The organism is Chryseobacterium sp. HNCC26DJ239 (assembly GCF_057180445.1).
Genome location: NZ_JBXUGJ010000007.1, coordinates 198,909 through 225,126, shown reverse-complemented (window position 1 = coordinate 225,126; position 26,218 = coordinate 198,909). Strand labels below are relative to the sequence as shown.

Genomic DNA, 26,218 nt, shown 5'->3' with positions numbered 1-26,218 from the left:
TAAAAATAACTTTTATGAAAAATTTCCAAGAATGGCCATCAAAACATATCAATTTATCAAAACTAAATTTTATTTATCAAAACCACCACCTTTGCTTAGCCATTTGCTATTTAAAAATGAATTATTGTATATCTTTGCTTTATGAATTTAGACTATTTAGTAAGAGAGCCAGAGGAAATTACCTCTTCAACTCCCATTCTTTTTATGCTTCACGGCTACGGAAGTAATGAGCAAGATTTATTTAGTTTTAGAGAAGATCTTCCAAAAGACTGGATTTTGGTAAGCTTCAGAGCTCCAAAAACTACAGAATTTGAAGGATATTCTTGGTTTGATATTGATTTTCAAAATCCAGAAAATTTCATAGAAATTCCACAAGCAGAAGAAGCGGTTTCAATAATTCTTCAAAATATTTTGGCGATTATTAATAATTATGGCCTTACCGATGCGAAGGTTCATCTTTGTGGTTTTAGCCAAGGAGGTATTCTTTCTTATGCTTTAGCCCTGCAAAATCCAGAACTTTTCAATAAAGTTGCGATCATGAGTGCATACCCCGAAGAAAAACTTTTGAAAAATATCGTTCGTGAAAAGAAAAAGCTAGAAAATCTTAGATTTTTTATCTCTCATGGAACAGATGACGCCATTATTCCTTTGGATTGGAGCACCAAAGCTTCAGAATTATTATACGACTTGAGCTGCTATTTCAGCTTTAGAGAATATATGAACGGACATGGTGTAAACCAAAAAAATTATATCGATTTGATGGATTTTTTTTCTAAATAATTTCACCAAAAAAATTTATTGCACAATAACTAAAACATTTTCCGTGAAGGGAAGTGTTTTTTTTATTAAATTCAGTAAATGAAAGTTGTTTCCCTCTTTTTCGCTCTGTTCATAAGCATTTTTTCTAATGCTCAAAACGCTTTTGAGATACAAGATGGCAAAAAACTAAGCATTCCCTTTAAGCTTATTAATAATTTAATTTTCATTCAAATTGAAGTAAATGGCGTGGATCTCACGTTTTTTGTGGATAGCGGAGTGCACGAAACGACCATTTTCAGCCTAGAAGATAAAAATTTAACACTTAGTAATCTCGAAAAAATGACTTTCACTGGTTTAGGCTCAAGCGGAAGTATTGAAGGTTTCAAATCAGAAAATAATGTTGCCAAAATTGGTAAAAACTTCGTGAATAAGAGTTTTGCTTTTTATATCATTTCCGATCCGGAATTTAACATTTCCTCGCACATCGGTATTCCTGTGAATGGCATCATCGGTTATCATTTCTTTAAAGACCATCAAATTGTAATAGATTATGAAGCAAAAAAAATGATTGTGTACTCTGACTCGCAAAACTTTCAATCTAAAACAAAAAAATTTGAGCAGTTCCCGATCACTATTGAAAAATATAAGCCATACTTAGAAGCAGATGTAGAAATGACAAAGGAAAGAAAGCCCTCAAAACTGTTGCTCGATTTAGGAAATACAGATGCGATTTGGCTTTTTCCAAAACTGATAAAAGACTTTGTCTATAACCGTCCCAATATTGATGATTATCTGGGAAGAGGCTTCAATGGAGATGTTTACGGAAAAAGAAGTAGAATACACCATTTATACATCGGAAAATTTGCTTTTGAAAAACCTTTAACCGCAATGCCCGATGAATACTCTATACAACATCTTAATTTGGTACAAGATAGAAAAGGCTCCATTGGAAGCGAAATTTTACGACGGTTTACAGTGGCATTTGATTATAAAAATCAAAAAATTTACCTCAGAAAAAACCGAAATTTTGATGATCCATTTCATTTTAATATGAGTGGGCTAGATTTCAAACAAGATGGTTTGCAGTGGGAACAAGACTTAATGCCCGTTGAAACCAAGAAAAACCCCAACCAACAAGGAACAGAAGTTATCAACAATGCACTGCAATACAAATTTGTTTTAAAACCCATTTTTTCTATTGCGGGAGTAAGAAAAGATTCACCAGGCGCACTTGCAGGCTTGCAAAAAGATGACGTTCTTATTATGATTAATGGTAAAAAAACTTCAGATATGACACTTCAAAAAATTAATGATTTGATGAAATCTGAAGAAGGCAGAACGATAGAACTAGACATTCAAAGAAAGTTTAAAAAAATGACGATTCGTTTTGTATTAGAAGATCCAATCCCTTATCAAGAGTAATATGAAAACTGAAGAAAGCACATTAGACAAAATACGAAATAGGCCGAGATTTAAAATGTTTACGGCTTTATCTAAAGAAGAATATGCCGCTAATTTGAAAGAATATTTAGCTGCACATTCTACCGAATTTACAGGGAATATTAACAAAGAAGTAGCCACAATATGGGTAAAAACGCAGGAAGATGATTACTGGAAGCCACAATTGGCACTCAGAATTGAGATTGAGGATGAAAAAACCGCAGTTCGTGGTGTTTTTGGACCAAGTTCTGCGGTATGGACTTTCTTTATGTTTCTCTATTTTTTCTTTCCGGTTGCGTGGATGACTTTCTTTACCATGTTTTATGTAGAAAGGCAAATCGACAGCCACGAATATCCTTGGGCGCTTGAAGCATCATTTGCAATGCTTTTAATGATTGCTCTTACCTATGCTGCAGCAAGATATGGCCAATTTAAAGGAAAAGATGAAATGATAAAACTGCGAACTTTTGCAGAAGAATCTACACTACCTTTCGAAACCGAAAATCAATTATCTCCAGAAGTCTGAATTTTCTGAGCTTCTAAAGCTTTAGATTGGGCAATAGAATCGGCAACTTGTTCACGGTTGGTTTGTTCTTTCAACATTTTTTCAACTAAAGGACTGAGAAGTTTTTCCATTTCTTGCACAGAAATATTATTGGCATTTGGGTCGGTAAGTAATTTTCTCCAAGGCTTTTGTCCACCCCATTGGTAATCACCAAAAACCATTACGGGGGTTCCTTTTGCTTTTGTTGTAGCACCTCCAGGATTCAAAATCCAAGTATCTGCGTAAGAATACAGCCACATTGCGTCTTTTCTTAGCAAACGCAAACAAGAATGTGAAGCAGGATAACCCGGAAGATCATACTCATGCCACCCAATTCCGCCTAAATTATGAATATTGAAATTGTACGGCAACTTCCATTCACTTTTTACGGTAGAAGTTGCTAACTTTTTTTTCCAGTTGGCAAAAGTAAGACCTCTTGTGGTTTGTGCAGATTTCTTTCCCATACTTGTTGGGCCCCATTTCACTAGATTACCGTTAGAATATACTCCATAGGCTTGAATTGGATATGAAAAAATCACAAATTTCTTTACTTTACTCAATACATCCAACTGAATAGGAAATGGCGAGTAAGACATCAAGGTACTATCTATCTCGGCAGGAATTACCAAAGTATCTGCGTTTCTTCTGTTTTTAGCATCCAACCTGTTCAATGCTAAAATAGTGTATCGCTCTTGCGCTGTATATTTTTTCTCAAATTCTGAATATAAAGAATCTCTAAGCTTTTTATCTTTCGGGAAGACAATACCAGAATAGAAACCATTTTCTTGAATAACGGGAGCAACAGATTCTTTTACTGGTTCTACAACCACAGAATCTGGATCTTTAGCAACTTCTGCAATATCTTCAATAATCTGCTCTTGTTGTTTAGGTTCTGAAACGTCTTCAACTTTTTCTTTTGTACAAGAATATAAAACGGTACTAAGCGAAAGGAAATAAACTAAAAATTTAGAATTGAGTAATTTTTTCATACATAATGATTTCTGTACTAAAAATACAAAATTCAGACCTTAATTTTTAATTGATAAAAAAATTTAGAGAAAATATTTTAGAGTGCTTTAAATCAATGTTTTTAATAAAAAAATAGTAATTAAAAAATCTCATTAATTGTTTTCCAAGAATGAAAATACAATATCTAGAAAATAAAAAAACCTGCTTCCAAAGAAACAGGTTTTGCGATCCGGACGGGACTTATTAATTTTTGAAATAACCTTTATTTATGGTATTTAACAAAGGTTGCCATTTTAAAGACTCCTAATTTTCCCCCTCTTATTTTATTACTATTTGTAGCATCTTGTGAGTATTCAAATTTAATAAAATTCGCTTACTTATGCAACAAATAGTTAGGTTAATCTTTAATAATTTCCTTTACTTTTTCTTCATCAATGCCGGTGTAGATACAAAACTCTGAAACAGTTAGAAACTGGTGCTCTTTCTTATTTAATTCCTGCATAATTTTACAGATGAGGTTACGACTATAGCGTTCACTACGCCCAGTAATTCTCTGGACATCTTTCGGGTAAATACAAAGTCTCTGCATTCTCTCTTTCATACTCTATCCTTGCTTTTGGTTAGGAGTTGCTATACTGATTATGCGGTGACTCTGCAAATGTAAAATAATTCTTTTTCTTCCTCAAATGGAAACTTATTCCCTATTCGGCAAAAACGGTCTGTATCGGCACGCAAACTTGTTTTACTCTTTTTGATTGTCAAATTTTGTGGTGTGAATTCACTAAGGTTTAAAAGAATGAACCTCATCATTCTAAAATTAATTTTTTAAAATTTAAGAAAATGGCAAGACAAAGAAGTATTATAAAATTAGACGGAACGATTGGTGGGATTACCTTCTATAAGTCCAAAGACGGCTATTTAGCCAGAGAGAAAGGCGGAATCCCAGCAGAAAGAATTGCAAATGATCCTGCGTTTCAAAGAACCAGAGAAAACGGTGCGGAATTCGGGCGTGCAGGGAAAGCAGGAAAAGTGCTCCGAAATTCTATCCGACAGCTTTTGCAGAATGTGAATGACAGCAGAATGGTAAGCCGACTGACTAAAGAAATGGTAAAAGTCATTCAAATGGATGCTACCAATCCGAGAGGTCAAAGAAATGTAATTGACGGTGAAGCAGAGCTTTTAATCGGGTTTGATTTCAATGCTAATGGAAAATTAGGGAATACTATCTACGCCCCTTGGGTGAAAATATTGGACAGAACAACAGGCGAAGCAGGTGTTACTTTTGATCCTTTTGTTCCGGCAAATATGATAGCAGCACCAGGAGGAACAACTCATTTCAAATTAACAGCTGCCGCAATGGAAATCGATTTCGAAAACGAAAGTTATGTTGCTCCAACCGGTGAAACTGTAATCTTCCCCTGGGATAATACTTTAACGGCTGCTATCGACATTCCTTTACAGCTGACCGCAGACTCTACAAAACCACTGTTTTTGGCTTTAGGAGTGGAATTTTATCAGGAAGTAAATGGCGAAAAGTATTCATTGAAAAATGGGGCTTTCAATGCGTTGAAACTCATTGATGTGGTTGGATTGTAATCTGGTTTCAATATGAAATTGGTATTAAAAAGACAGTATTTTTCTTCAGGAACCAATGGGACTTTATCTTTTAACGGCAAAGAAATCTGTAAAACGATTGAATTGCCCTGGAAAGAAAACCAGAGAAGAATCTCCTGCATTCCTGAAGGAATTTACAAAGTCAGAAAGCGTTTCAGTCCAAAATTCAAATGGCATTTAGAAGTGATGAATGTTAAAAACAGGGATTTGATCTTGTTTCATACTGCTAATGATGCTCTGAAAGAACTAAATGGATGTATTGCTCCGGTTTCGGAACTAACTGGAGAAGGAAAAGGAATCCGTTCAAGGATTGCCTTTGAACGATTGAAAGAAGTCATTTTTCAGTACCTGGAAAAAGGGTTTGTGATTGAATTAATTATTAAAAAGTAATCAATGAAAAAAGTAATTGAAAGAATTCAGGAACCGACTCCGAAGTTCTTTAAAACGATAAGAAATATTGGTTTGGTGCTGACGGCTGTTAGTGGAGTTATTGCCACAGCTCCGGTTACTCTTCCTGCGATTGTTGTAACCGTTGCCGGATACCTCGCTGTTGCTGGCGGAATTGCTTCAGCAATTAGCCAGACGGCAATACATAGAGATGATTAATGCTCCTATTTATCAGTATCACTGTTAATTTTAAACTATTTTGTTATGAATTACGTGGATAACTCAACAAAAGTAAGTACGGCTTTTGGAACGATGTTAACTATATTTGTTAATATCCAAACCGAAGACCTCATCAAGACGGTTTTATTAGCTGCAGTTGGTGGAGTTTCAAGTTTTGTGGCAACATTATTAGTCAAATTTCTTATCAGAAACATAAAAAACAAGTTCCGGAAATAAAAGTTGTGGTGACTTTGGAACAAATGAGCCTCTCAAATTTTTGAGAGGCTTTTTAGGTTATTAATTGAAAATTACTTTTTACCTTCCTGTCTTTTCGGTGGTTTTAATGAAGGTGTATTGCCGGGAGTTTCTTTATTATCCCTTTGTCGTCTGTCTGGTTTTCCAGTTGAGTCTGCAATTCTTTTGGGTCCTGGTTTAAGAGCCATAATGTAAAATTTTAATGGTTATTTATTATATAAATTTACAAAATAGTATTTTAATATTGGATTATTTTATTGCAATTTATATCTAAAAAACAAAAAAGTACCTTCCGAATCGGAAGGCACTTTTTTAAAGGTTGTAATAGTATTTCTGTACTAGAACAGTACGGAGTTCTGCAAGTTGATTCAATTGTTTGGAATAATGCTGTTCGAGTTGATAGACCGCTTTGATGTCCTGCAGAATTTTTCCATTTTGTTCCATTTTTGAAAAGCTTGGAATAATCCAATTTTGAAGGACTTTTTTGAGTTCTGAAAGTCGAAGCATATCAATTATACTTCCGCAAAGATACGGATGGAAAAATCCGTTTTTCCAAAGAGTATAAAATATCCAGTACAGGTTTTCTTTTTCGGTTTCATTCCTGCAATACAGAATAAAACAGTTTGGACAGGGTTCAAAAAGTGGTTTTCCTGCGTTTCTTCCTCTTGACAATATGAAAATTGAATTTTCAGGCGTTCCTTTTTCAGGATTGTACGTGCGTACTGTGAAATTGAGCATAATTCGGGATTTAAATTGATGCTCCGCCGAAATATTTTTAAAAGAAAACCAAGAAAAAACCGAAAAAAAAGAAAAAAAGAAAGCCCTTTGACAGGAGGCGGGGAATTGTGTCAAGGTTTTTTGGAAAAAGTTTTTTTGTAAGTTCTTTACAAAAAAATCTTTTTGCAAAAACACGAAGTGCTTGACCTTTACACAATATGGCGGCTGGACTAGGAAGCCTCCTAACTTGCTTTGCTTTTTTTATTTTTTGTGTACTAGCTGTTTCACTAACTTTAAAAGAAAATGCCCAAGAAAAAAGAACGTCCAAAATTTATTCACAAGGCTTCAACCCAGGAGTATTTGCATTGTCTGCAGAATATGCCCAAATGGTCCGAAATGTTACTGTCTCAGGATAATGGAAAATCCTATAATGATTTTCTGAAATGGATTCTGGAAAAGGATTATTGTAAGTCAACTGACAATCTCAATATTACACAAATTTCTAAAATGAGTGGATATCCTTCTGTTAAGGTTTCAAAATGGTTACAGGAAATCTATGAGGGAATTCTTAATCTTAATGAGAATAATCCTGAATTATTTTATACTGAATCCGGGATTCAGCTGGAACTCCACATACGTTATTATGATAGTTATTGTTACTTCTCAATGAAACTGCCGGCAGTTCCAAGAGTTTATGAATCTTTTGAATTTTTTTTTGTTAAAGCAAAAATAGGATGGACAAGATTTTGGGTGAAAGATGTTGAATATACTGTTGATAATAATAAAAGCTCTATCAATGTTTTCTTGGAAGGTGGAATACTCAATCGATACAGGGAATTTGCAGTTGAAAAAGCTTTATTTGAAGGACAAATTTCTTTTAGAGATGAGTATGAAAAATTTGATTTTGAAATTGACGATTTAATTCTGGGAAGAAAACGTGATTTCTAACGGGTAAACAAGTCCGCACAAAAAGATGCTTCCCGAATAGGTCAATTATCACTAAATATTTTATGATAACTAATCGTGATAAGCGGCTGGAAAGATAGCTGTATGACGATAGGAATACTGCTATGCGCGTGAGTGGAAGTGGCTGAATAGGCGGAACATTTTTTTATTTTTTCTAAAATGTTTCACCTATGAAGCGACTGCAATGATTGGCAAAAGACCAAACGTCTGCATCTTTTTTGTGCATCCTATGAAAATGGGTGGGTGGGAAAAAGCGTTGGCAAGGCGATGGCGCAAAAGGGCTGTGCCCGTTGCAAGGAAAGCATTTAACATAATCCCAAATTATAGGCACTGAGGGCTTTGCCAGTAACGCAGCTTGCGGAGTGGAGGGCAACGTCTTGTTGCTGCTGTGAGTATAATTTTGATTATGTTACTTGCTGTGGAAAGGCGGAGAATTAGTCTTTTCTAAACATTAAAAAATTATTTAAAGGTGCTTGAAGTTGAGGAATTTTTTCAATCACTTCATTCATCCAAGACTGAAAATCTGAAATAGAATATTCATCAGGAATTACCAAGACCTTCATTCCTTTTTTAAATATCTCTATCAAATCTAATTTTTCTCCTTCTTTAATTCTTTCTATAACCGTAACCAATGGACGCTCATCGTTGACTGTACAAGCATTGACATATAAACCTAAAAATTCAATCGCTTCAAGGAACAAATCATTATACCAGAAAGAAAACAATAGACATCCATAAATAAAAGGTAGCTCGGCAATATCTTCTCTACTTGCAATGATATCATAATATTCTCCCAGAATATTTATCGCCAAACCAAATTGCTCTGATAAAACTAAGTGATAACCATAATCACACAATGTTCTCTCATATTTGTTTAAAAGGCCAAAATTATCTGCAAGAGAAACATTTATTCCAAACATTTCTGCTGCCGATGTATAATCTTTACCATCAGAATAAGTTTGTCCATAACCTAAGTACAGATTATACAAACCTTCAAAAGCATTCATACCATTTTTTTCAATTGCTTCTTTATAATAATCTATGCTTATATCAAATGACTCAAATGCTTTCTTATATTCATTCTTTTTCCTATACGCATCTCCTAAACAATGCCAAATTTGTGCTCGAACATAGGGGTCAAAGTCTGTTATATTATTATTTTTAATAATATCATTTATTATAAATATAGCGTCAATAGGTAGATTTTCTTTTGTAAGAAGTCTTGCCAATGCTACCCTGCTCTGTATAGAAGTAGTTAAATTTTGTGATGTACTTAAGGTTTCATAAATACTCTTTGCTGCTTCTCTATATTCATCAATTTCTTTAATATCTGAGAGATAAGAAAGTACACTCGCTTTTTCAAAAAGAAAATTTGAATAAAGAAATGAGTCTGAAGCAATAATTATCCCCTCATTATAAATTTTCAGAGCCTTTTCATATTCCTGCTGAATTCTATAAACTCTACCTAAAACATATAAGGGAACTGGCCAAGATCTAACAACATAATCAAAATCTAAAAGTTGATTTATCAATGATGCTGTTAAATTGAAATGACCTTCTCTCATCAATTTTGATATCAAATCATAAAACTCATTATTAGCAGAACTATATAATTTAGCTTTTAATAATAATTTGACTAAAGAAAAAAGTTCAATTACTGAAGCATTGTTTTTAGATTTTAAATAATCTATAACATTATAAATATATTCATTTGTAGTTTCTTCCCTATATATATGTGCTAATGTAGGCTTTAAAAAATCTGAAATAACAAATGAATTATTATTCAACTTCTCTATTATAAATTTCTCCTGCAAAGATTTTAAGGTTGAAATAAAAGAAATATCTGTGATATAATCTTCTATATCTAACTGAAAAGGTACATCTAATATTAAAGCATATTGTATAACTTTACTTTCTTCCTCGTTTATATCAGAAATGACTTTGGATAAAATATAGTTTTCAAATTCATTTTTGGTACCGGTTTTAAAATTTGAAAAAAATCTTTCTATAGATTGAAAATTAATTTCTGATGAAGCAATTTTCAGTAAATATGGATGCCCTCCTGATAATAAAAACAGTTTTCTTAAATCCTCTAAATTCATATCGTCATTCAAATACTGTTTTGACATTTTTTGAAATGCATCAATGGAAAGTCCTTTTAACGATAAATTTAAGGTAGGGTTTACCCATTTCTGATTGGATAGAAATAAGGTGCTAGTAATTACTATTTTAGAGGACTTTAAATACTGATTAAAAAGATTTATAATCTCTAAAAAAGAATCGTCTAATATATTTAGGGCATCAAAAACAATACAGATTTTATGTGCATTGAGAGAATAAATTAAAGTTCTATAAATAATCTTTTCATCACCATTCTGAAGACATTTTTCAAAAGAATAATCATTGAATTTCTGAATTAAAAATTTCGAAATTGTTATGAAGAAAATTTCCTTATTATTAATAGCCTCATAATCTATCCAAAGTGTTTCAAATTCCTTTACTTGGTTTATATAGTTAGCCGTGAAAGTGGACTTTCCTATTCCCGAGACACCTTGAATGATGAATGTATTATACTTTTCAAAATTAGATTCAATCTTAGATATTTCTTCTTCTCTACCAACAAAATTAATGGTAACCGGTGGATCATAAAATTCATTAATACGTAAATGGAATTCCGGATTAATTTTCTCATTCAATTTATTTATCAATTCGTTTTGTTTACTCTCAATTCTCTTTACTGTATTAAATGTTTCGGTAATATTATGAACAAGCTCATTGAATTTGTCCATAATAGTATCTATATGATTAGGGTTTACAATAATTTCTCTTTCTGAGAATTTTTTATGATGTCGAGATTTTAATTCTTTTAAAACAGGAACTGTATAAATATTAGTATCGTCTGTCTCTATATGATGTTTATGACATAAAAAAATTAAATTATCAAAAGATCTTCTCTCTTCATTTGTTTGATTTGGATTAAATCTTTCACCCTCTGGTAAAGCCGCTTCAATATGACAACATTCTGCAATCAATTGATTAGAATCATTAAATATTACCTCTGTACAAGAATCAAATCCACATTGATTACCTGATTTGGCCAACAACAATCTAATAGTTTCGGCCTTTGGTGTTAATCTTTTAGGAGTTTCGCCAGTGGTAAAATTCACAATTATTTTCGTGTTCTTTTATTAACCAGTTTCAGTCTAATTTTCTCGATATTTTCAATTTCTTCTGCATTTAAACCTAAGGTTCCATTTAGTATTTGAAAATTATATCTATTTAAAATGTCTTCTATTGAAGATTTATTTTCAAAGTTTTTAACAAATCTCTCAAAATCATTTTCAGGGATGTTTGTATATGGTAAGGGTAACTTTTTAAACTCACTAGGAATTAATTCTAAAACTCCACCTCCGTAATAGCGACCCTCCAATTCTGCAAATAATAATGTTAATGAATTGTAAAAGGAGAAAATAAAGCTATTTACATTGAAATCATTTCTCATTTCTATTTTATAAGCTGAATCTGTCACATAAACGTTTGCATTATTTTTTAATAATTTAGGGTAAAGATGTGCGCGTTTAAAAAAGAAAGCTTCCGGAACTGTAGATACATTGGGAACAACAAACCATTTATTTCTTATAGAACATTTATATCTTTTGTGAATATTGAGTTGCTCACCTATATTTAAGTAAGACTGTAAATCTTCTGTTATATCATCATTATTATTAATTAAAAGAAATTTATTCGGAAGCTTCTTTAATGTAAGATTTTCATAATCATCATTATCAAAAGTTACACTTCCATTAACAAATAAACCTCTTTGAATTATAGGATGAGTATATTGATGTAAATTATATCTGATTTCAGTTTCTTCATTAATAATAAAGAAATTATTTGCAGCTGTTACGATACCCGGCTTAGAATCAGCATAATAAACAATTGGATTTAATCTCTGTTTTAATTCTAGTAAAAAATCTAATTCATCTTCATTTAAAAAATGGTGAGACCATTTTGTGTCATTCTCAACTAAAAGTTCATTTCTCTGAAGAATAAAATCATTGTTTATTAATTGATCTTGGGATTCAATATTTGTAAAAAACTGACCTCTCTCATTATGGGATAAATATCCAATGAGTACAATAGTATCCTGGCCTTTACATTCGAACATTAAATCATTGAATGTAAAAATTTCAATTCTGTCAAATTTATTTATTAAATACTCACGAATTTCTTTCGCATACTTGACCTGTAATAACTCTGATGGAAGAACAAAAGCAATAATGCCATCTTTTTTTAACAGATTGCAAGATTTTAATATGAAAGAAGTCCAGATATTATTAACCGAATTTTCAGATAACCTTTCTTGAAGATGTATCTCTTTTATTTTTAATAAATCTTCTTCTTGTAATAATTTCTTTTTTATATAAGGGGGGTTTCCCAGAACGGCGGAAAATCTTTTTGCAGTTCTAAAATCTAGAAAATTTAAATTAAAAAAACCTTTTGTGCTCTTCCATTTTGTAGCCGCCTTTTTTAGCTCTTCATTATTAATATCTAATGCTGTTAATGAAATTTTTTTTTCAAAAAGACCTACCAATTCAGATATAAAAGAACCGTCCCCCACGCTAGGCTCTAATATTTCTAACTTCTCAGATTGTAAACTTTCGATTACTCTTCTAGTTATAAATTTGGCTAAGTATGGAGGTGTATAATAGGATCCTGTATATTTTTTATTATTCACTATCTTGTTATATCAGCGCGGGTATAAGGCATTGTAGAGTCTTTTTTTCTATAAGTTTCTTCAAGTTTATTTAAAAGTAATTCATATTTTCTCAGATAATCAACACAATTCTGAATATTATCTGTTGCAGAAATCTTTTGAAAAAGTGTCTCTTTTATTTTTTTTACCCGTTCAATTTCTAATTTATATTTATCGTCCGCAAAATTAACCTTTCTATAAACAACTAACTGTCTTCTATTCAAAAATAGTTTGTTTACTAAATATTTTGCAGTGAAGTTTTTACCTTCTACGTAAAATGTAGTAGTATTAATTTGAAATATTTCCCCATAATCTACTAAAGATGGATTAGGATAAAATGCAATGTCGTAATCTGTATTAGGTTCATTTGGCCAATCTTCAGATTTAAATGTATTGCAGATAGAGCAAGCATAGAAAAGATTTTTATAATCATTTGTCAGATCTACAAATTTCTTTTTTGGTCTATAATGCTCAACGTGAAAATTTCTGATACCTCCAAAATGAGGTTCGCCAATAAAACAATACACACACTGATGGTAACCTTCTACAGATAAATTAGGCTTCCAATCAGAATACATACCCGAAGTTGGAGCAATTGAGACCTCTTTAGGAATTCTTTTCCACATCGCTTTTATCTTTTAAGAAGTTTTCAATTTCATCACTAAGCTTTGCTAAATCTGAAATGTTTTTCTCATAATCCTGTAACCAAGATTCTTTATGTGGATAACCATAATCACTAAAGGGAATATTCAAACTTTCCTGAACAATCCTCAATTCCTTTAAATTATCTTCTGTTGCAGTTCCCTTAGCAATTAGTTCTGATAGCTCAGAAAGTTTAAGTAATTGTGTGCTGTGATCATCCAAGAAACGCTGGCCAGCTCTAACAAATCGTTCTACATATTCTTCCGCTTTTGAGTAAAAAGCTTCTCTTGCAATAATTTCATCAAATTGGCTAAACTGATTTTCCAATTCATCATCTTCGTGATAACTAGTTATAGAATAAATGGGGAAATTTTTTAGATATTGCCTTAAAAATTTAACTAAATCACTTCCATTGTAATTTACACTTTGTTGGCCGGTGCCAGATTCGTGAAGTCTTTCATCTAAAATCAAAACTCCAATATCTGTTTCATTTATAAAATTTAAATATTCTGTTTTATCAAGAAAAGGATCTTGGCTAATAATAGTCCAATCAAGCTGTTTCTTTTTTAGTACAAAACGAATTTTATTTTCAAGAGTTCCTCTGATATCTACGCGATCATCTATTATGCAAATTCCTGCCATATTTATTATTTTAATGGAATCCAAAAATTAAAATCTACCATTCTTGTTTCTAAATTGTTATTTACCTCACAATTCCCCTTCAGAGAATCTATTGTTGATTTCACTATAAAAAGTCCTAAGCCTGTTCCTATTTCTTTTCCTGTTGAATCTTTTTTCAGAGTATTAAGTGGTTTCCAAATCCAATCTAATAAACTTTCGTCTATAGGTGGTCCAGAATTGGAAATTTTAATAAAAAATCCATCAATATTACTTCTTGATTCTTCTTTGAGAGTAATAGAAATTATTCTATTATCAGCAGTATTTTGTAAACAAGCTGTGTAAGCATTTGTTAAAACATTAAGTAATATAGACTCGATGTCCATAGGGAATACTTTTGCTTTAATTTCAGCAATATCTTTATTAATAACAATACCAACCGCTTCAAAAACTTTTTTAAGATCCTTGGTAATTCTTTCAATTATATTATTAATTGGCTTTGTTTCTTTTTTACGTTTTTCCGTTTGTACACGAGTAAGAGCAAAAGCTCCCCAACTTGAAACTTGTTCACCATAGTTTATGGCTTTTGAAAGTTCAGATTTAACAGTTTCCATTTCATCAGGAAATTCTAAATAGTCTCTTGCAACTATAGCAGCACTATTAAATTCTGTAATTGCGGTTTGAGTTTCGTGTGCAAATACAGCAGATGCAATTCCCAAAGTTGCCAAACCAGAGAGCACTCTGTTATGACTTAATACTTCTACAAGAGTTTCAGAAGTTTCTTGTGATAAATCAATAAACTTTTCAATATTACCAAATGCTTCTTTAATCTCATCAGGAACATTCTCACTACTTTTTATTGTATCTACATCTTTTTTTATTATATCTAATTCGCTCTTGAATTGATCTGATTTCTCTGATGGTGTTCTTGCTGGCGCTTTACCTTTTTGCTCTTTATAAATTTTATGTCTTCTGTTTTCTAAAAGAGACAAAGCACCTAAAGTTAATGCTCTCAAATCATAAAATGCATCATTTTCTACCAAACCTTCTCTCGAAGCACTATCAGTCAATGATGAGTTCTCATCTCTTCCAATAAAGATAGCGCCCACAAGTTGATTAGCTAAAACACGATAATCTTCTCTATCTACTCCAGCAGGATTTCTTGAATGCCTCTCAGCAATACCTAACCAATCGCCTCCATATTGAACATTTGAATAACCATATGGTTTTACACTAATATTATCTCTGTAAATCTTTACACCTACATTTTTATTCACATACTCCCTCAATTCAGTAAGAGTAAAATCGGTACCTTCAGCCAGTGCTTTAGTTCTTGGATAAAGTAATAATTTAATTTTAACAGGTCCACATAACAATTTATCTGTAAAAGCATAATTAAATGGATCGATAACTTTTTGCATTAAATTTTGCCAACTAATAACATCGACAAATTCAGCTTCACTGAATCTGTCTTTAATCGAATATATTAAGTCATAAGATTTCCCGTCATAATCTAATTCAATTTCAATTTCCGGCCTTACTTCATCAGGTGGCTTAATTTTTCCATTAAATTCTAAAGCTACATCATTTGTCAGGTATATTTCAAAGTCTTCGACCTCTGCAAAAGGCGATGTCAAAATAGATAGCTCATTATACAAATTCTCAATATTTTCCTGTGTCCAATTCTCTCTCAACTTATAAATGAGCATTTCCGTACCTGTTTCCTGTTTCTTATAAACTGGCAATGTAATAGTTGGATTATTCAAGACATCAATAGGAATTTCGGAGATTTCTAAACCATCTTGATTAAAGCTCTCCCAATCAATTCTTAAACCATAAATATCTGTATCATTAGTTTTAGTTTTGATTTCGAGTATTTCACCTAATCTATCTGCTGATAATCGTCCTATACCTTTTTCTCCTGTCTTCCTTCTGTTTTTTTTACTCGATGACTTTTCAGTTTTTTTATGAGAAAATCCAATTCTTAGCCATTTTGTATCAATATCATCCTCTGTCATACCATCACCATCATCGACAACTCTTATAAATCCTTCTTCAGTGCTATTATGAATTTCAACTTCCACAACATTAGCATCGGCATCATATGAATTTTTAACTAATTCAATTAAGGCCGTAGTATGATTTTTAATACTTTCTCTTCCTAAATGAATAAGTGCACGAGCATCTATAGTGAATTTTTTTTGCATTATTAGTTAGATTTGTTGATATCAAATTTAATGTTTTTATAGATAATTACTACATTTATTTTCTCTTATCCTCCGAGTTTTCCTCATATCCAAACAAATTAAACATTTCACGCATTCTTGAACGGAGGCGGTTGCCGTATTGGGATTCGATTTCTGTGGCGGAGAGATTGGTCGTGAGGTGGGTAATGATTCCTTTTTCTACAAAAAGATCATAGCGTGTCAAAAGGATTTCTGCCATTACGTTGCAATCGTTGCCGAAATATTTGGAGGTGGTTTCTGTGCCAAGATCGTCGAAGCAATAAGATTTTGGGGTTCTGATGTCGTGACTAAGGTTTCCATTGGAATATTTTTCTAAAATCTCATAACCGGACTGCATAAATTCCGAAACAATATGACGCGTTGAAACAATACCATATTTTGCTACGGGTAAATTGCAATGTCGCAAAATTTTGAATAATGTTGTTTTTCCGCAGCCAATTGGTCCAGACAACAAAATTCCTTTATTGAGGTCAAAGTTCATTTCTTTTGCTACTAAATCATCTTTTAGCATCCACGCTAAAAGAGCGAACACAATTCCTTTTTCGGATTCTGAAATAATATATTCTTTGCCGATAAATTTTGATGCTTTTCTTCGGAACCAGGGAATGACTTTTGTGTAATCATAACGGCTCTCGATAACTTTTCTCGGTAGTTGCATTTAGGTTGGTATTTTTTGTTGTGGTGAGATTTTTCGTTGAGTTCTGAATAGCAGATTGCTTCGCTTCGCTTGCAATGACATTAAATTTTTTGGAATTCAACAACCAATTTCTTGCGGCTGCCTGCCAGTTTTTCATTTTAGATTTTCCGCCGACTAACCAGCCGTTGCTTTCGTAATGATTAAAGAATTTTTCAGCCTCTTCCTGTGATGCTTCTTTTTCTGCGAAATACATTTTGATTTCAGAGATGTGAGGTGGGCAAAATTTGGTTGTTAGTTGATGGTTGTCAGTTGATTGGGATTCCTCATTTTGGTGTACTATTTTCGGAATGGCAATGTGAGAACCTGAGATTGCTTCGTCATTTCGCTTTGCTTCATTTCTCGCAATAACAGTTTCGGGTGGGTTTACAATAGTTTTATTGTTTGATATGTTTGTATTGTTTATAGAAGGTATTAATGCTTGTCTATTACCTGTTTCGATTTTGATACGAGAGTTGTTCATTTCTTGTTTAATGGTTGTACGTTTTTTAGTATTCCTTTTGTTCAGATTCTGAACTTCTGAATTTTCAAAATTGTAAAGGTTTACCAGACTTCCTTTATATGGATTAAAGGATGGAATGTATTCGATATAGCCAAAGTTTTGAAGTTCTTTGATGCATTTGTGATACGTTCCTAAGGCTGAGATTTTGCTTAACCTCATCATTTCGTTTCGGGAAATGCTTATTGGATTCTGAAAATGGTTGATATTCCAGAACTGAAATAATGCTAAATACAAACTGATATGTGTTGGGTTCAGGCGTTCGTCCTGCTGGATTTTGTCGTAGAAACCTGTGAGGTGGCGAATGTAATTCATTTTAGTTGATGGTTTTAGGTTGATCGGTGATGGGGATTCCTTGTTCCTTGGAATGACATTATTTTTCGTTGAAAAGTTTTTCAATGTCCTGATAGTTGTAGTAGATTGTTCCGCCAACTTTGGAATATCGTAATGTTCCATTTATACGGAGGTTTTGCAGAGTTCCTGAGGAAATTTTCAGAAGTGCTTTGACTTCTGAAGAGCGAAGCCACAACTTTTGTTCAGTAGTTTTGATATGGAACAAACTTTTAATTTCTTCCAGCAATTCGGTTTTGAATTCCTGAAGATCTTCTTTGGTGATGATGCTGACTGCCATAATTTTAGTTTTAAGATTATGGCTTCAAAATTGTATGTTTTGTGGGAAACTTTTTCAGAAGGGTTACCGAAGTTCTGTGAGATTTTTATTAAAAAAATGTAAAACCTATTATTTATGGGAGTTCATCAGCATCATCCATTTTTCGTATCAGAACTTCTTTCAAAAAATCCAAAAATTTTGTTCTTGCATTTTTCCTTTCCCGCAACTCGAGGAAACTTCTGTGATATTGCCCAAGATCTACATTAAACATTTTCTCAAATAAATCTACCGTTGCATTAAGCTCTAATTGTCCGTGGTTAAGCACTCCTGAGGCATTTAAGGCATAAAGTAATTCTATGAGTGATACTTTGGTTCCTGTCCAATATACTGCAGATTTTGGCAGAACTTCTGACTGACTTCTGTTTTCTTTTCTGTCCAGGTTAAAAAGCTGGTCTTCTAAGTACACCTGAATGAGGTCGTTTGCCAGAATTTTTGCCACTTTGAAGTCGTGGGAAGTACAAAAGTCCAAATCTGCTTCGAAATAGAAACTATCTAAACTCTGTTTAATATCAAACGTTCCGCGGAGAAAATATTTGTAATCCAGATAAGTGCTACCTGTTCGGTAGTATTTGTAGAAATCGAGATTATTATCAAAAAAGCGTTTGAGTTTTGTCAACTCATTGTTGTAATACTTTTTTACAATACGTACGCCTCCATAAGGCTTTTTAGTCTCAATCTTATACACGGAATTGTAATAGATTCTTTTGGAGGTGAATTGTGGTTTGACCTCTTTAAAAAAAGAGATTTCTTCCTGCTGCGATTTGAAATTATATTTTGAAATGAACTTTTTTTACTTTGTTTATAGATTCTATGCAAATCTCTATAGCTTTCTCGCTTTTGAGGACCATATCGTCTGTTTCCAAGTCTATGAAACGAAGCTGTTCGTTAAGATTTTGTAATAAGGTGTTTGTACGATTTATCATTATAATTTTTCATAAGAAAAGGAGGCAAAAGCCTCCTTCAATCAAACCAAAAATGTCTTCTTCCATTTAGAGACCGTATTTCTACTCAGCTTAAAATGCCTTGCCAACTGACTATTATTGAATTTGTGTTTTTGCTGATAATCTAAGATCTGTAAAATATCTGTCTTGCTATAGGAGCGGTATTTTTAATTGCTTTCTTCTGGGAGTTTGTTAGTAGTACCTTCAAAAATCATTTGATTTAGTTTGAGAATGTCAATGGCTGTTAGATGGGGTTTATTTAAAATTCCTAAACACTTTCTTGTCTTTTCCGGGTATTTTTGAGATAGAATGTCTTTGAAAATGTTTTTGTAATCAGGCATTTTTGTCAATGATTTTAAGTTTTGTATTGAGTTGCTTTTGGGTAGATGTAGAAATATACCCCAATTTGTAGTATTGTTTTTTTGTTCCTTTTTTGCCTCTAATCGTAAGAATTAATGTCTTGCTAAAAATGTTGCCTACAGTTACATAACTACAGATTTTTGCTAATGGGAGTTCTAATGATGGAATTTTTGGGTTTCCCCATAACGGATGCCAGCTTTTGATGGAAATTAGGTATTGGTTTACTTCTATTTTTAGATTTCGGACTTTGTATAATTTTGCTAGGAGATAAACCGTAAGTATTGCAAAGACTGAAATAAGCCACTTGTATTTTACACTGATGGTAATGAGAATGAAAAGTGAAAGTGTACTCCCTAAAACCAAACCTGCTATGAGATATAGGGTTTTGTAATGTTCAATCTTCATTTGACTTTATTTGTACTTGCTAATCCATTTATAAAGTGTTGTTTTCGGGATTTTGTATTCTTCAATGACTTGTTTTATTGTTTTTTGTTTGGTTTCAATTTGTTCTAAAATAAAATCGATGATTTCTTTGGTATAAATGTTTTTTCTAAACTGAGGAAAAGTGATTTTTTTGTTGGCTTTTTTTACTGTTTTTGTTTCGGCAGAAGGAGGTGCATACAAAATGAGATGTTGGGTATAGATTCTAAAAAAATCATATTCTAAGATTTTGCTCCATTTGAGAAGGACATCGGTGGGAAGATTTTCTGAATTGTACATTTTTGCAATTTCTTTTTCTGTACATTTCATAAAATTACAGAGGCGGGATATTTCTATCCCGCTTTCTGCAACTATTTTTTCAATCATTTGTCCTATGTGGATGTCTTTGAAAATCATAAATTTTAGAATATTTATGGATTGTTTTTTTAACGAAAAACCTCACAGGTTTTTAAACCCGTGAGGTTTGAGTATATAAAGAATTTGTGTTTTTCTAATTGGTAAGAGTAATATACGAGGCCATAATTCTGTTTTCACCCCAGTTAGATGCGCCTACATTTCTGAAAAAGAAATCTGGATGGCCGGCAGCAGTTGCTGTTTTAGCATTATAAGGGTTTGCACACAGATAATATGTTTTAGGAGCATTAGTATTATTTCTTATTAGAAATGTCCCGTTTGCTACTGCATATCTTGTTGGAGAAGCTATTCTGGGGCCGTCATAGTTGGTGGATACATATTGCGGTCCGGATGAAATTACAGTTCCATTAGTAAAATCTAGAGTTATAAAATCAGCAGTAAGAGCACTTAGCGGATGAGAAGGCCTGTTAGGATCAAGAGGTGTATTGGCATTAACAGCTCCTATAGGAGTAGCTCCCCACGAGGCATCATCGGTAAAGGAGAACCTGAACCACATCCACTCGTCAGCAGTTAGAAAATCACTACCATTCACATAGCCACCCAGTAATTGGTTAATGTCCACTTTCCAAATACCCGGCGCCAATGTGATGTAACTCCCTGTACTATACCAATCGTTTGCAGTTTTGCCTACAAAAGGAATGTTAACGAAATTATTTGCGATATGCGTTCCTAACTTATACGTTATATTCCCTGCCGGCTTCCAGGTTCCGACACCGGCAGCATCTGTAGTTAATACATATCCCGTTGCTTGGTTTCCATCTGCTAATTTGAAGCCTGTAACAGGAGTTGTGGCAGTTCCTCCTGTTTGAATTTCTAATTTTTGTGTTGGTACAGTTGTTCCAATTCCCACGTATCCACTTGCAAGAACTGTAAAATCATTCAGCTGTTGTGCCGCTGTATGTCCAGTTCCCGTAGTAGGATTGTCTTTTCCTCCATCTATATTAAAAATACCCTGAGGATTTTCTGTGTTGATTCCGACTTGGGCGAAAGCCATAACGTTTACCATTAATGCCGCGAGCAATAAATTATGTTTTTTCATTTTTTTATTTTTTGTTATTTATGTTTATTAACTGTAATTATAATTATGATTTGTTTTTTAGTTAAAGTAAAAAGATGGAGGCGGTCTAACCTTGTGGGCTGTTGACTGCACTATCAAATTTTCGTTTTCAGAAAAAAGCGTTTTATGATTTTTAGACAAAAGAGCTGATGAAATTTCGATTTCAAATTTTGTTATAATCCCATCCTTTTTTGCAGAAAAATTCGGAGCTGAGGAAACAACCGAATTTGCGTTTCCGTTTGAAAAAGAAAAACTGTTTTGATTGTTTAAAGGCTTGTAAACGAGCGATTGCTGTTTCTGTGTTTCTTCTCGCCCGCTTACAGTCTTCTTTGTGTTTATAGAATCGTATGTTTTTCTCTTTGCAAGAAGAGGGCTTGTCTTGTTGGTTTTGTAGTAGCTGATCTTAGTGACAACCGAAGACTGGTTTTTGAGACCGGAAGTAAGAGTACCCTCAATGATATAAATACCCGCTTTTTCATTTCGAGAATTTTGAGATACCTTTAAAATGTTGCCAGAATCAAAAACCCTGATATCTTTGGAAATATAGATTTGCGACAAGAACAAATGAGGGATGAAAAGTAATGCAATAACTATACTTAAAAAATGGGAAGTTCCATTTACTCTGAAGTAGTCATCATATTCATATTTACTTTTCACTCAGTTATTTTTTGACTGAGCAAAAGTATTTTTCAGGCTGTGCTTATCCTAACAACAGCCTGTCAGTATCTCGGATAGTAGAAAAATTTATTTTGCTACAATTTGATATTCAATAATATACATATATCCTTTTGTTTTTTATAATCCATTTTTATTTTGCCTGTTTAACTGCGAAATGAACTCCGAAGGCGAAATATTGAGTACATTTTTGAAAATATAAGTAAAACGGCTGTGAGAAGTAAATCCTGATATTTTAGCCAGATAGCTGATTTTATAATTTAAATACTCGGGTTTTTCAATCAGTTTATTTACAATAAATTTTATACGCAACTCATTAAGATAATCACTGAATGTGTGTCCTTTGTATTTTTGTAAAACGTAATTGATATATTTTGCATTGGATTCCAAAACTGAAGCAAATTTTCCCATCGTAAATTTTTCGTCTGTGAATAGCTCTGTTTTTTCAAAATCTTCAATTTTTTGTAAAAGTTCTTTTTCTTTTTCCTCAGACATTATGGTTTTGAAATCGGACTGCACTGTATGATTTTTGTTTCCGTCCAGACTTTCATTTTCAGTAAAAATACCATTGTTTTTGTGTGCCTCTTTTTCTTGCCTAATATTACTGATAATTTGTTCAAAACGTTTTTTTAATCGGTTTTGTTTAGTTCTATGATAAAATACAATAGTAGACAGGAATATTATTGCTACTATGACTATGTACAGTGCATATTTTCTTGTTTTTTCTTGTTCTTTATTTAAAAGTAAATTTTGTTCGTAAGCAATGACCTTTTCAGCATGCTTCTTTAGTTCATTTTTCTTTAATAGATATGCCTCTAAATATGCTTTTTTGGATGTGTTGTCAAGAAAACCATATTTTATCTGCTCCTCCATACAACGTAAACGAAGCGTTTCCAATTTCCTAGATTCCGCAGTTTGGTAGGCAAGTTCAAACCAATACTTGGCTTTTTTCATTTCATTTTCCTCCGCAGAAACAATTCCTTTGTCTATATAATATTGAGGAAGAAGATTATTTTTCTCTTCAGTATAGTGACTAAATATTTCTTCGTATTTAAGTAAATACATTTTTGCCTTAGCCAGATTGTTATCACACTTTAGTGCAATGTAGGCAAGTTGAGAATAGATTATTGCAAGATTGATTTTGTACCGTTCTTCCTTTTTGTTTTCAAAATAATCTACCAAGCTTTTTTTTACAGGTAGGGCTTCACACCATTTCAAATTTTCTTCAAGAAGAGAGCTCTGTTGGTCTATAAGCTGCATTGTAGCATCAGGAATATTGAGTTTTTTGATAAGCTTTTCAGCAATTGCAAAACGTTCCTCCGACTGCTTTACGAGCATTAATTTATTATAAGTTGCAGCCAAAAACATATTTGCCATTATTCTATCACCATCATTATTGGTAAGGATTGTAAGGGAATCCACTTTTTTGAACATAAAAACAGCATCACTGTAATTAGCTTGTTTAAGAAGAACATCTGCCAAACAATAATAGGCGTTTGAAAGCTCATCTGTATTTTTTGCAAATTTTTTTATTTGCATTTCAACTTTATAAATTTCGCGATCTTCTATAAAATGATTTTCATAAATTACCTCTTTTATCGTTTTGTTTATATGTCGTACAGGAACGTGTGAATCTTTTATTTGTGAAAAACTATTGTTCGAAATAAATATTAAAAAAAATAATGCTCTCATCATACTTTTTTACTTTTAATTAGATTTTACAAAAAACAACTATTGCAATATATGATTCAAATAATATAATGTCCGAATATCGGATAATGATACTTTATCTTAATTCATAATGGGATAATTTAACATATCAAAGATAGGTAGTATAGCATCTAAAGCCGTTTTCTTTCTTTATAAATTTCTTCTGGAAATAACTTTTGCTTTAAATTCATCATATCGTCACTAATTTTCTTATCAAGTACTTTTGCATAATGCTGTGTAGTTCTGATACTTTTGTGACCTAACATTTTGCTGACGCTTTCAATAGGAACTCCGTTGGAGAGTGTCACAGTAGTAGCAAACGTATGTCTTGCAATGTGAAAAGTGAGTTCTTTCTTAATTTCACATAAGTCTGCAATTTCTTTGAGGTAGGCATTCATTTTCTGATTGCTGAGAACGGGAAGCAGTTTTCCCGAAATAGCACACATAGGATGTTTTTCATATTTCTTAATGATATATTCCGCAATCGGGAGTAATGGTATATGGGAAATTATTTTAGTTTTCTGACGAGCGGTAAAAATCCATTTATTGCCGTCGATTCCGATTCCGATATTGTCTTTTGTAAGATTCCAAGCATCAATGAACGAAAGCCCTGTATAACAACTAAAAAGGAAGACATCTCTAACCAAAGCAATTCGCTCTATCTTCAATTCCTTATTCTGCAAACGTGATAATTCTTCTTCATCCAAAAATCCTCTGTTAACCTCAACGAATTTGGAACTGTAACCTAAAAATGGGTCGTGAAGCATCCATTTATTTGCCAAACATATTCTGATAATTTTACCAAAATTTTTCACATATTTAACCGCAGAGTTGTTGGCACAGGATTTTTCTGTTCTCAGAAAAAACTCAAAGTCATAAATGAATGTGTGGTCTATTTCTGTAATCTCGATATCCGAAATATTAAACTTCCATTTTAGGAATTCTTTAGTATGGCTCAGACAGGTTTTATATCTCGTTAAAGTTCCTTTCGCATATTCTTTTCCCAGCAATGCCTCCATTCTGTTATTATGCTCCTGGAAAATAGGAATGAGCATTCGCTTTCTTTCATCAATTCCCAAAAGTATATTTTTTATAGCTTCACCATTAACATCTTTTCCGGAATGGATGAGGTCTTTCTGAATTTCGTAGATTCTGGATTTGAGTATGTCCAAATAGGTATTAAGCGTTCTGGATTCTTCAGAATTGCCTTTCATTTTGTTTTGTTCGGAACTCCATTTATGAGTTTCAACAAATCTTTTGATGCTAAATTCTGTTCTCTTACTGTCAACAGTTACACGCAAATAAATTGGTGATTTTCCTTGGGATGTTGTTTTTGCTCTCTTGATATAAAAGAGAATTGAAAGCTTTGTGTTCATAGTGGTGACTTATAGGTTAAAAATAATTGTGTTGTTTTATACCTACAAGATGTTCAATTCGTAAACGCCCTATTGAATGGCTTTAAGAGAGATTTGGTGTCACATTTTTTTGAAAATTCGGTGTCCTTTTTCTTTAGGGACACCTCTTTTTTGAATTTGATTTTTCTTCATTAAAAAAATGTTGCAAAATCCAGACTAAAACTCTCAAAAAATAGGTGTCCTTTTTTTTCAAAAATTTTAGAGACCCCGAATTTGACCCCTTATTTTTGAAAATTTTTACCGAAATCTGCAATTTGAGCAAAAAGAAAAACCCTTTAAATCACAAGATTTAAAGGGTTTTGTAATAATTTGCATTTCTGCTTGCGATCCGGACGGGACTCGAACCCGCGACCTCCGCCGTGACAGGGCGGCATTCTAACCAGCTGAACTACCGGATCAATTTTCTTTTAAAGTTAAAATTGTAAAAACTTTGCGATCCGGACGGGACTCGAACCCGCGACCTCCGCCGTGACAGGGCGGCATTCTAACCAGCTGAACTACCGGATCAATTTTCTTTTAAAGTTAAAATTGTAAAAACTTTAGCGATCCGGACGGGACTCGAACCCGCGACCTCCGCCGTGACAGGGCGGCATTCTAACCAGCTGAACTACCGGATCAATTTTCTTTTAAAGTTAAAATTGTAAAAACTTTGCGATCCGGACGGGACTCGAACCCGCGACCTCCGCCGTGACAGGGCGGCATTCTAACCAGCTGAACTACCGGATCTCTTACCATAACTAAGGCGACTACCTTTCGTTATTGTGGTTGCAAAAATACAACATTTTGACAAACCTGCAAATATTTATTAAAAAAAATGCTTTCCAATATGGAAAGCATTCATTTTCAATTCTATTATTTTTTATAAGTGCGCGCTTAATTTCTCAGCGATTACCTCTTTTGGAGCTACACCTACTAATTTATCTACCACCTCACCGTTTTTGAAAATAAGAACTGTAGGAATATTTCTAATACCATATTGCATAGAAATATCTTGGTTATTGTCTACATCTACTTTTCCAACGATTGCTTTTCCTTCAAAATCTGCAGCTACTTCTTCAATAATTGGTCCAAGAGTTCTACATGGTCCACACCATACTGCCCAAAAATCTACCAATACTGGTTTGTCTGATTTTATTACTTCTTGAAAAGAGCTGTCTGTAATTTCTAATGCCATTTTGTTTCTTTTATTTTAATTAATATATTTTTCTTG

Annotated in this window: 28 protein-coding genes and 4 tRNA genes; 8 read left to right on the top strand and 24 right to left on the bottom strand. The window is 32.9% G+C overall.

Features of this window, described 5'->3' with window-relative positions:
• The first annotated feature begins 141 nt into the window (after positions 1-141).
• From AC2A1D_RS16165 to AC2A1D_RS16155, 3 genes are all read left to right on the top strand, one after another.
• Entirely contained in the window at positions 142-780 is a 639-nt protein-coding gene (locus tag AC2A1D_RS16165; RefSeq protein ID WP_484044608.1) for an alpha/beta hydrolase, read from the top strand.
• 78 nt (positions 781-858) lie between these two features.
• Positions 859-2,181: a PDZ domain-containing protein gene (locus AC2A1D_RS16160; RefSeq protein WP_484044607.1), complete on the top strand. Its 1,323-nt coding sequence runs from the start codon at positions 859-861 to the stop codon at positions 2,179-2,181.
• 1 nt (position 2,182) lies between these two features.
• Positions 2,183-2,725, top strand: a complete 543-nt coding sequence (locus tag AC2A1D_RS16155; protein WP_484044606.1) for a hypothetical protein — start codon at positions 2,183-2,185, stop codon at positions 2,723-2,725.
• On the opposite strand, the gene AC2A1D_RS16150 is transcribed toward AC2A1D_RS16155, so the two are convergent.
• Positions 2,704-3,732, bottom strand: coding sequence for a L,D-transpeptidase (locus AC2A1D_RS16150; RefSeq protein ID WP_484044605.1), 1,029 nt, complete (start codon positions 3,730-3,732; stop codon positions 2,704-2,706). The genes AC2A1D_RS16155 and AC2A1D_RS16150 overlap by 22 nt on opposite strands.
• An 820-nt stretch (positions 3,733-4,552) precedes the next feature.
• Here AC2A1D_RS16150 and AC2A1D_RS16145 point away from each other — a divergent pair.
• Genes AC2A1D_RS16145 through AC2A1D_RS16130 form a run of 4 tightly spaced genes read left to right on the top strand, consistent with a single transcriptional unit; the run spans position 4,553 to position 6,169 of the window.
• Positions 4,553-5,308, top strand: a complete 756-nt coding sequence (locus AC2A1D_RS16145) for a hypothetical protein (RefSeq protein WP_484044604.1) — start codon at positions 4,553-4,555, stop codon at positions 5,306-5,308.
• Positions 5,309-5,320: 12 nt separating this feature from the next.
• On the top strand, positions 5,321-5,716 hold the full coding sequence (locus AC2A1D_RS16140; RefSeq protein WP_484044603.1) for a DUF5675 family protein: 396 nt from the start codon (positions 5,321-5,323) through the stop codon (positions 5,714-5,716).
• 3 nt (positions 5,717-5,719) lie between these two features.
• Positions 5,720-5,932, top strand: coding sequence for a hypothetical protein (locus AC2A1D_RS16135; RefSeq protein ID WP_484044602.1), 213 nt, complete (start codon positions 5,720-5,722; stop codon positions 5,930-5,932).
• 45 nt (positions 5,933-5,977) lie between these two features.
• On the top strand, positions 5,978-6,169 hold the full coding sequence (locus tag AC2A1D_RS16130) for a hypothetical protein (protein WP_484044601.1): 192 nt from the start codon (positions 5,978-5,980) through the stop codon (positions 6,167-6,169).
• Between the two features lie 71 nt (positions 6,170-6,240).
• On the opposite strand, the gene AC2A1D_RS16125 is transcribed toward AC2A1D_RS16130, so the two are convergent.
• Entirely contained in the window at positions 6,241-6,375 is a 135-nt protein-coding gene (locus AC2A1D_RS16125; protein WP_484044600.1) for a hypothetical protein, read from the bottom strand.
• A 124-nt stretch (positions 6,376-6,499) separates the two neighbouring features.
• The gene (locus AC2A1D_RS16120; protein ID WP_484044599.1) at positions 6,500-6,925 is read right to left on the bottom strand and encodes a DUF6943 family protein; all 426 of its coding nucleotides are present in this window, start codon (positions 6,923-6,925) and stop codon (positions 6,500-6,502) included.
• Positions 6,926-7,207: 282 nt separating this feature from the next.
• Here AC2A1D_RS16120 and AC2A1D_RS16115 point away from each other — a divergent pair, with 282 nt between their 5' ends.
• Complete coding sequence (locus AC2A1D_RS16115; RefSeq protein WP_484044598.1) at positions 7,208-7,852, top strand: hypothetical protein; 645 nt, start codon at positions 7,208-7,210, stop codon at positions 7,850-7,852.
• A 452-nt stretch (positions 7,853-8,304) separates the two neighbouring features.
• Here the strand turns inward: AC2A1D_RS16115 and AC2A1D_RS16110 are convergent, their stop codons facing one another.
• The 21 genes from AC2A1D_RS16110 to trxA all read right to left on the bottom strand — a co-directional run bounded on the left by AC2A1D_RS16110 (position 8,305) and on the right by trxA (position 26,182).
• Positions 8,305-11,037, bottom strand: coding sequence for a hypothetical protein (locus AC2A1D_RS16110; RefSeq protein ID WP_484044597.1), 2,733 nt, complete (start codon positions 11,035-11,037; stop codon positions 8,305-8,307).
• 2 nt (positions 11,038-11,039) lie between these two features.
• Positions 11,040-12,608 carry an Eco57I restriction-modification methylase domain-containing protein gene (locus AC2A1D_RS16105; protein WP_484044596.1) on the bottom strand — a complete coding sequence of 523 codons (1,569 nt, stop codon included), beginning with the start codon at positions 12,606-12,608 and terminating at the stop codon, positions 11,040-11,042.
• Positions 12,608-13,252: an HNH endonuclease gene (locus AC2A1D_RS16100; RefSeq protein WP_484044595.1), complete on the bottom strand. Its 645-nt coding sequence runs from the start codon at positions 13,250-13,252 to the stop codon at positions 12,608-12,610. The genes AC2A1D_RS16105 and AC2A1D_RS16100 overlap by 1 nt, the downstream gene beginning before the upstream one ends.
• Positions 13,233-13,910, bottom strand: a complete 678-nt coding sequence (locus tag AC2A1D_RS16095) for a hypothetical protein (RefSeq protein ID WP_484044594.1) — start codon at positions 13,908-13,910, stop codon at positions 13,233-13,235. The genes AC2A1D_RS16100 and AC2A1D_RS16095 overlap by 20 nt, the downstream gene beginning before the upstream one ends.
• Before the next feature lie 5 nt (positions 13,911-13,915).
• Positions 13,916-16,093, bottom strand: coding sequence for an ATP-binding protein (locus tag AC2A1D_RS16090; RefSeq protein ID WP_484044593.1), 2,178 nt, complete (start codon positions 16,091-16,093; stop codon positions 13,916-13,918).
• Between the two features lie 55 nt (positions 16,094-16,148).
• On the bottom strand, positions 16,149-16,790 hold the full coding sequence (locus tag AC2A1D_RS16085) for a P-loop NTPase family protein (RefSeq protein ID WP_484044592.1): 642 nt from the start codon (positions 16,788-16,790) through the stop codon (positions 16,149-16,151).
• The gene (locus tag AC2A1D_RS16080) at positions 16,753-17,640 is read right to left on the bottom strand and encodes a transcriptional regulator (RefSeq protein WP_484044591.1); all 888 of its coding nucleotides are present in this window, start codon (positions 17,638-17,640) and stop codon (positions 16,753-16,755) included. Before AC2A1D_RS16080 ends, AC2A1D_RS16085 begins: the two co-directional genes overlap by 38 nt.
• A gap of 58 nt (positions 17,641-17,698) precedes the next feature.
• Positions 17,699-17,956, bottom strand: a complete 258-nt coding sequence (locus AC2A1D_RS16075) for a helix-turn-helix domain-containing protein (protein WP_050378347.1) — start codon at positions 17,954-17,956, stop codon at positions 17,699-17,701.
• Positions 17,957-18,068: 112 nt separating this feature from the next.
• Positions 18,069-18,680 carry an RteC domain-containing protein gene (locus AC2A1D_RS16070; RefSeq protein ID WP_484044589.1) on the bottom strand — a complete coding sequence of 204 codons (612 nt, stop codon included), beginning with the start codon at positions 18,678-18,680 and terminating at the stop codon, positions 18,069-18,071.
• A 423-nt stretch (positions 18,681-19,103) separates the two neighbouring features.
• On the bottom strand, positions 19,104-19,277 hold the full coding sequence (locus tag AC2A1D_RS16065) for a hypothetical protein (protein ID WP_484044588.1): 174 nt from the start codon (positions 19,275-19,277) through the stop codon (positions 19,104-19,106).
• The gene (locus AC2A1D_RS16060) at positions 19,270-19,701 is read right to left on the bottom strand and encodes a hypothetical protein (RefSeq protein WP_484044587.1); all 432 of its coding nucleotides are present in this window, start codon (positions 19,699-19,701) and stop codon (positions 19,270-19,272) included. The genes AC2A1D_RS16065 and AC2A1D_RS16060 overlap by 8 nt, the downstream gene beginning before the upstream one ends.
• A gap of 6 nt (positions 19,702-19,707) precedes the next feature.
• Entirely contained in the window at positions 19,708-20,133 is a 426-nt protein-coding gene (locus tag AC2A1D_RS16055; protein ID WP_484044586.1) for a transposase, read from the bottom strand.
• Between the two features lie 94 nt (positions 20,134-20,227).
• On the bottom strand, positions 20,228-21,190 hold the full coding sequence (locus AC2A1D_RS16050; protein WP_484044585.1) for a hypothetical protein: 963 nt from the start codon (positions 21,188-21,190) through the stop codon (positions 20,228-20,230).
• A 57-nt stretch (positions 21,191-21,247) separates the two neighbouring features.
• A complete protein-coding gene (locus AC2A1D_RS16045) occupies positions 21,248-21,865 on the bottom strand; it encodes a hypothetical protein (protein ID WP_484044584.1) in 618 nt (205 codons plus the stop codon).
• Positions 21,866-22,003: 138 nt separating this feature from the next.
• Positions 22,004-23,578, bottom strand: a complete 1,575-nt coding sequence (locus AC2A1D_RS16040; protein WP_484044583.1) for a helix-turn-helix domain-containing protein — start codon at positions 23,576-23,578, stop codon at positions 22,004-22,006.
• A 146-nt stretch (positions 23,579-23,724) separates the two neighbouring features.
• Positions 23,725-24,969, bottom strand: a complete 1,245-nt coding sequence (locus AC2A1D_RS16035; protein WP_484044582.1) for a site-specific integrase — start codon at positions 24,967-24,969, stop codon at positions 23,725-23,727.
• Between the two features lie 363 nt (positions 24,970-25,332).
• A tRNA-Asp gene (locus AC2A1D_RS16030) sits at positions 25,333-25,406 on the bottom strand.
• A gap of 35 nt (positions 25,407-25,441) precedes the next feature.
• Positions 25,442-25,515 (bottom strand) — tRNA-Asp (locus AC2A1D_RS16025).
• A gap of 36 nt (positions 25,516-25,551) precedes the next feature.
• Positions 25,552-25,625, bottom strand: a tRNA-Asp gene (locus AC2A1D_RS16020).
• 35 nt (positions 25,626-25,660) lie between these two features.
• Positions 25,661-25,734, bottom strand: a tRNA-Asp gene (locus AC2A1D_RS16015).
• Positions 25,735-25,867: 133 nt separating this feature from the next.
• On the bottom strand, positions 25,868-26,182 hold the full coding sequence (gene trxA / locus AC2A1D_RS16010) for a thioredoxin (protein WP_484044581.1): 315 nt from the start codon (positions 26,180-26,182) through the stop codon (positions 25,868-25,870).
• Positions 26,183-26,218 lie beyond the last annotated feature (36 nt).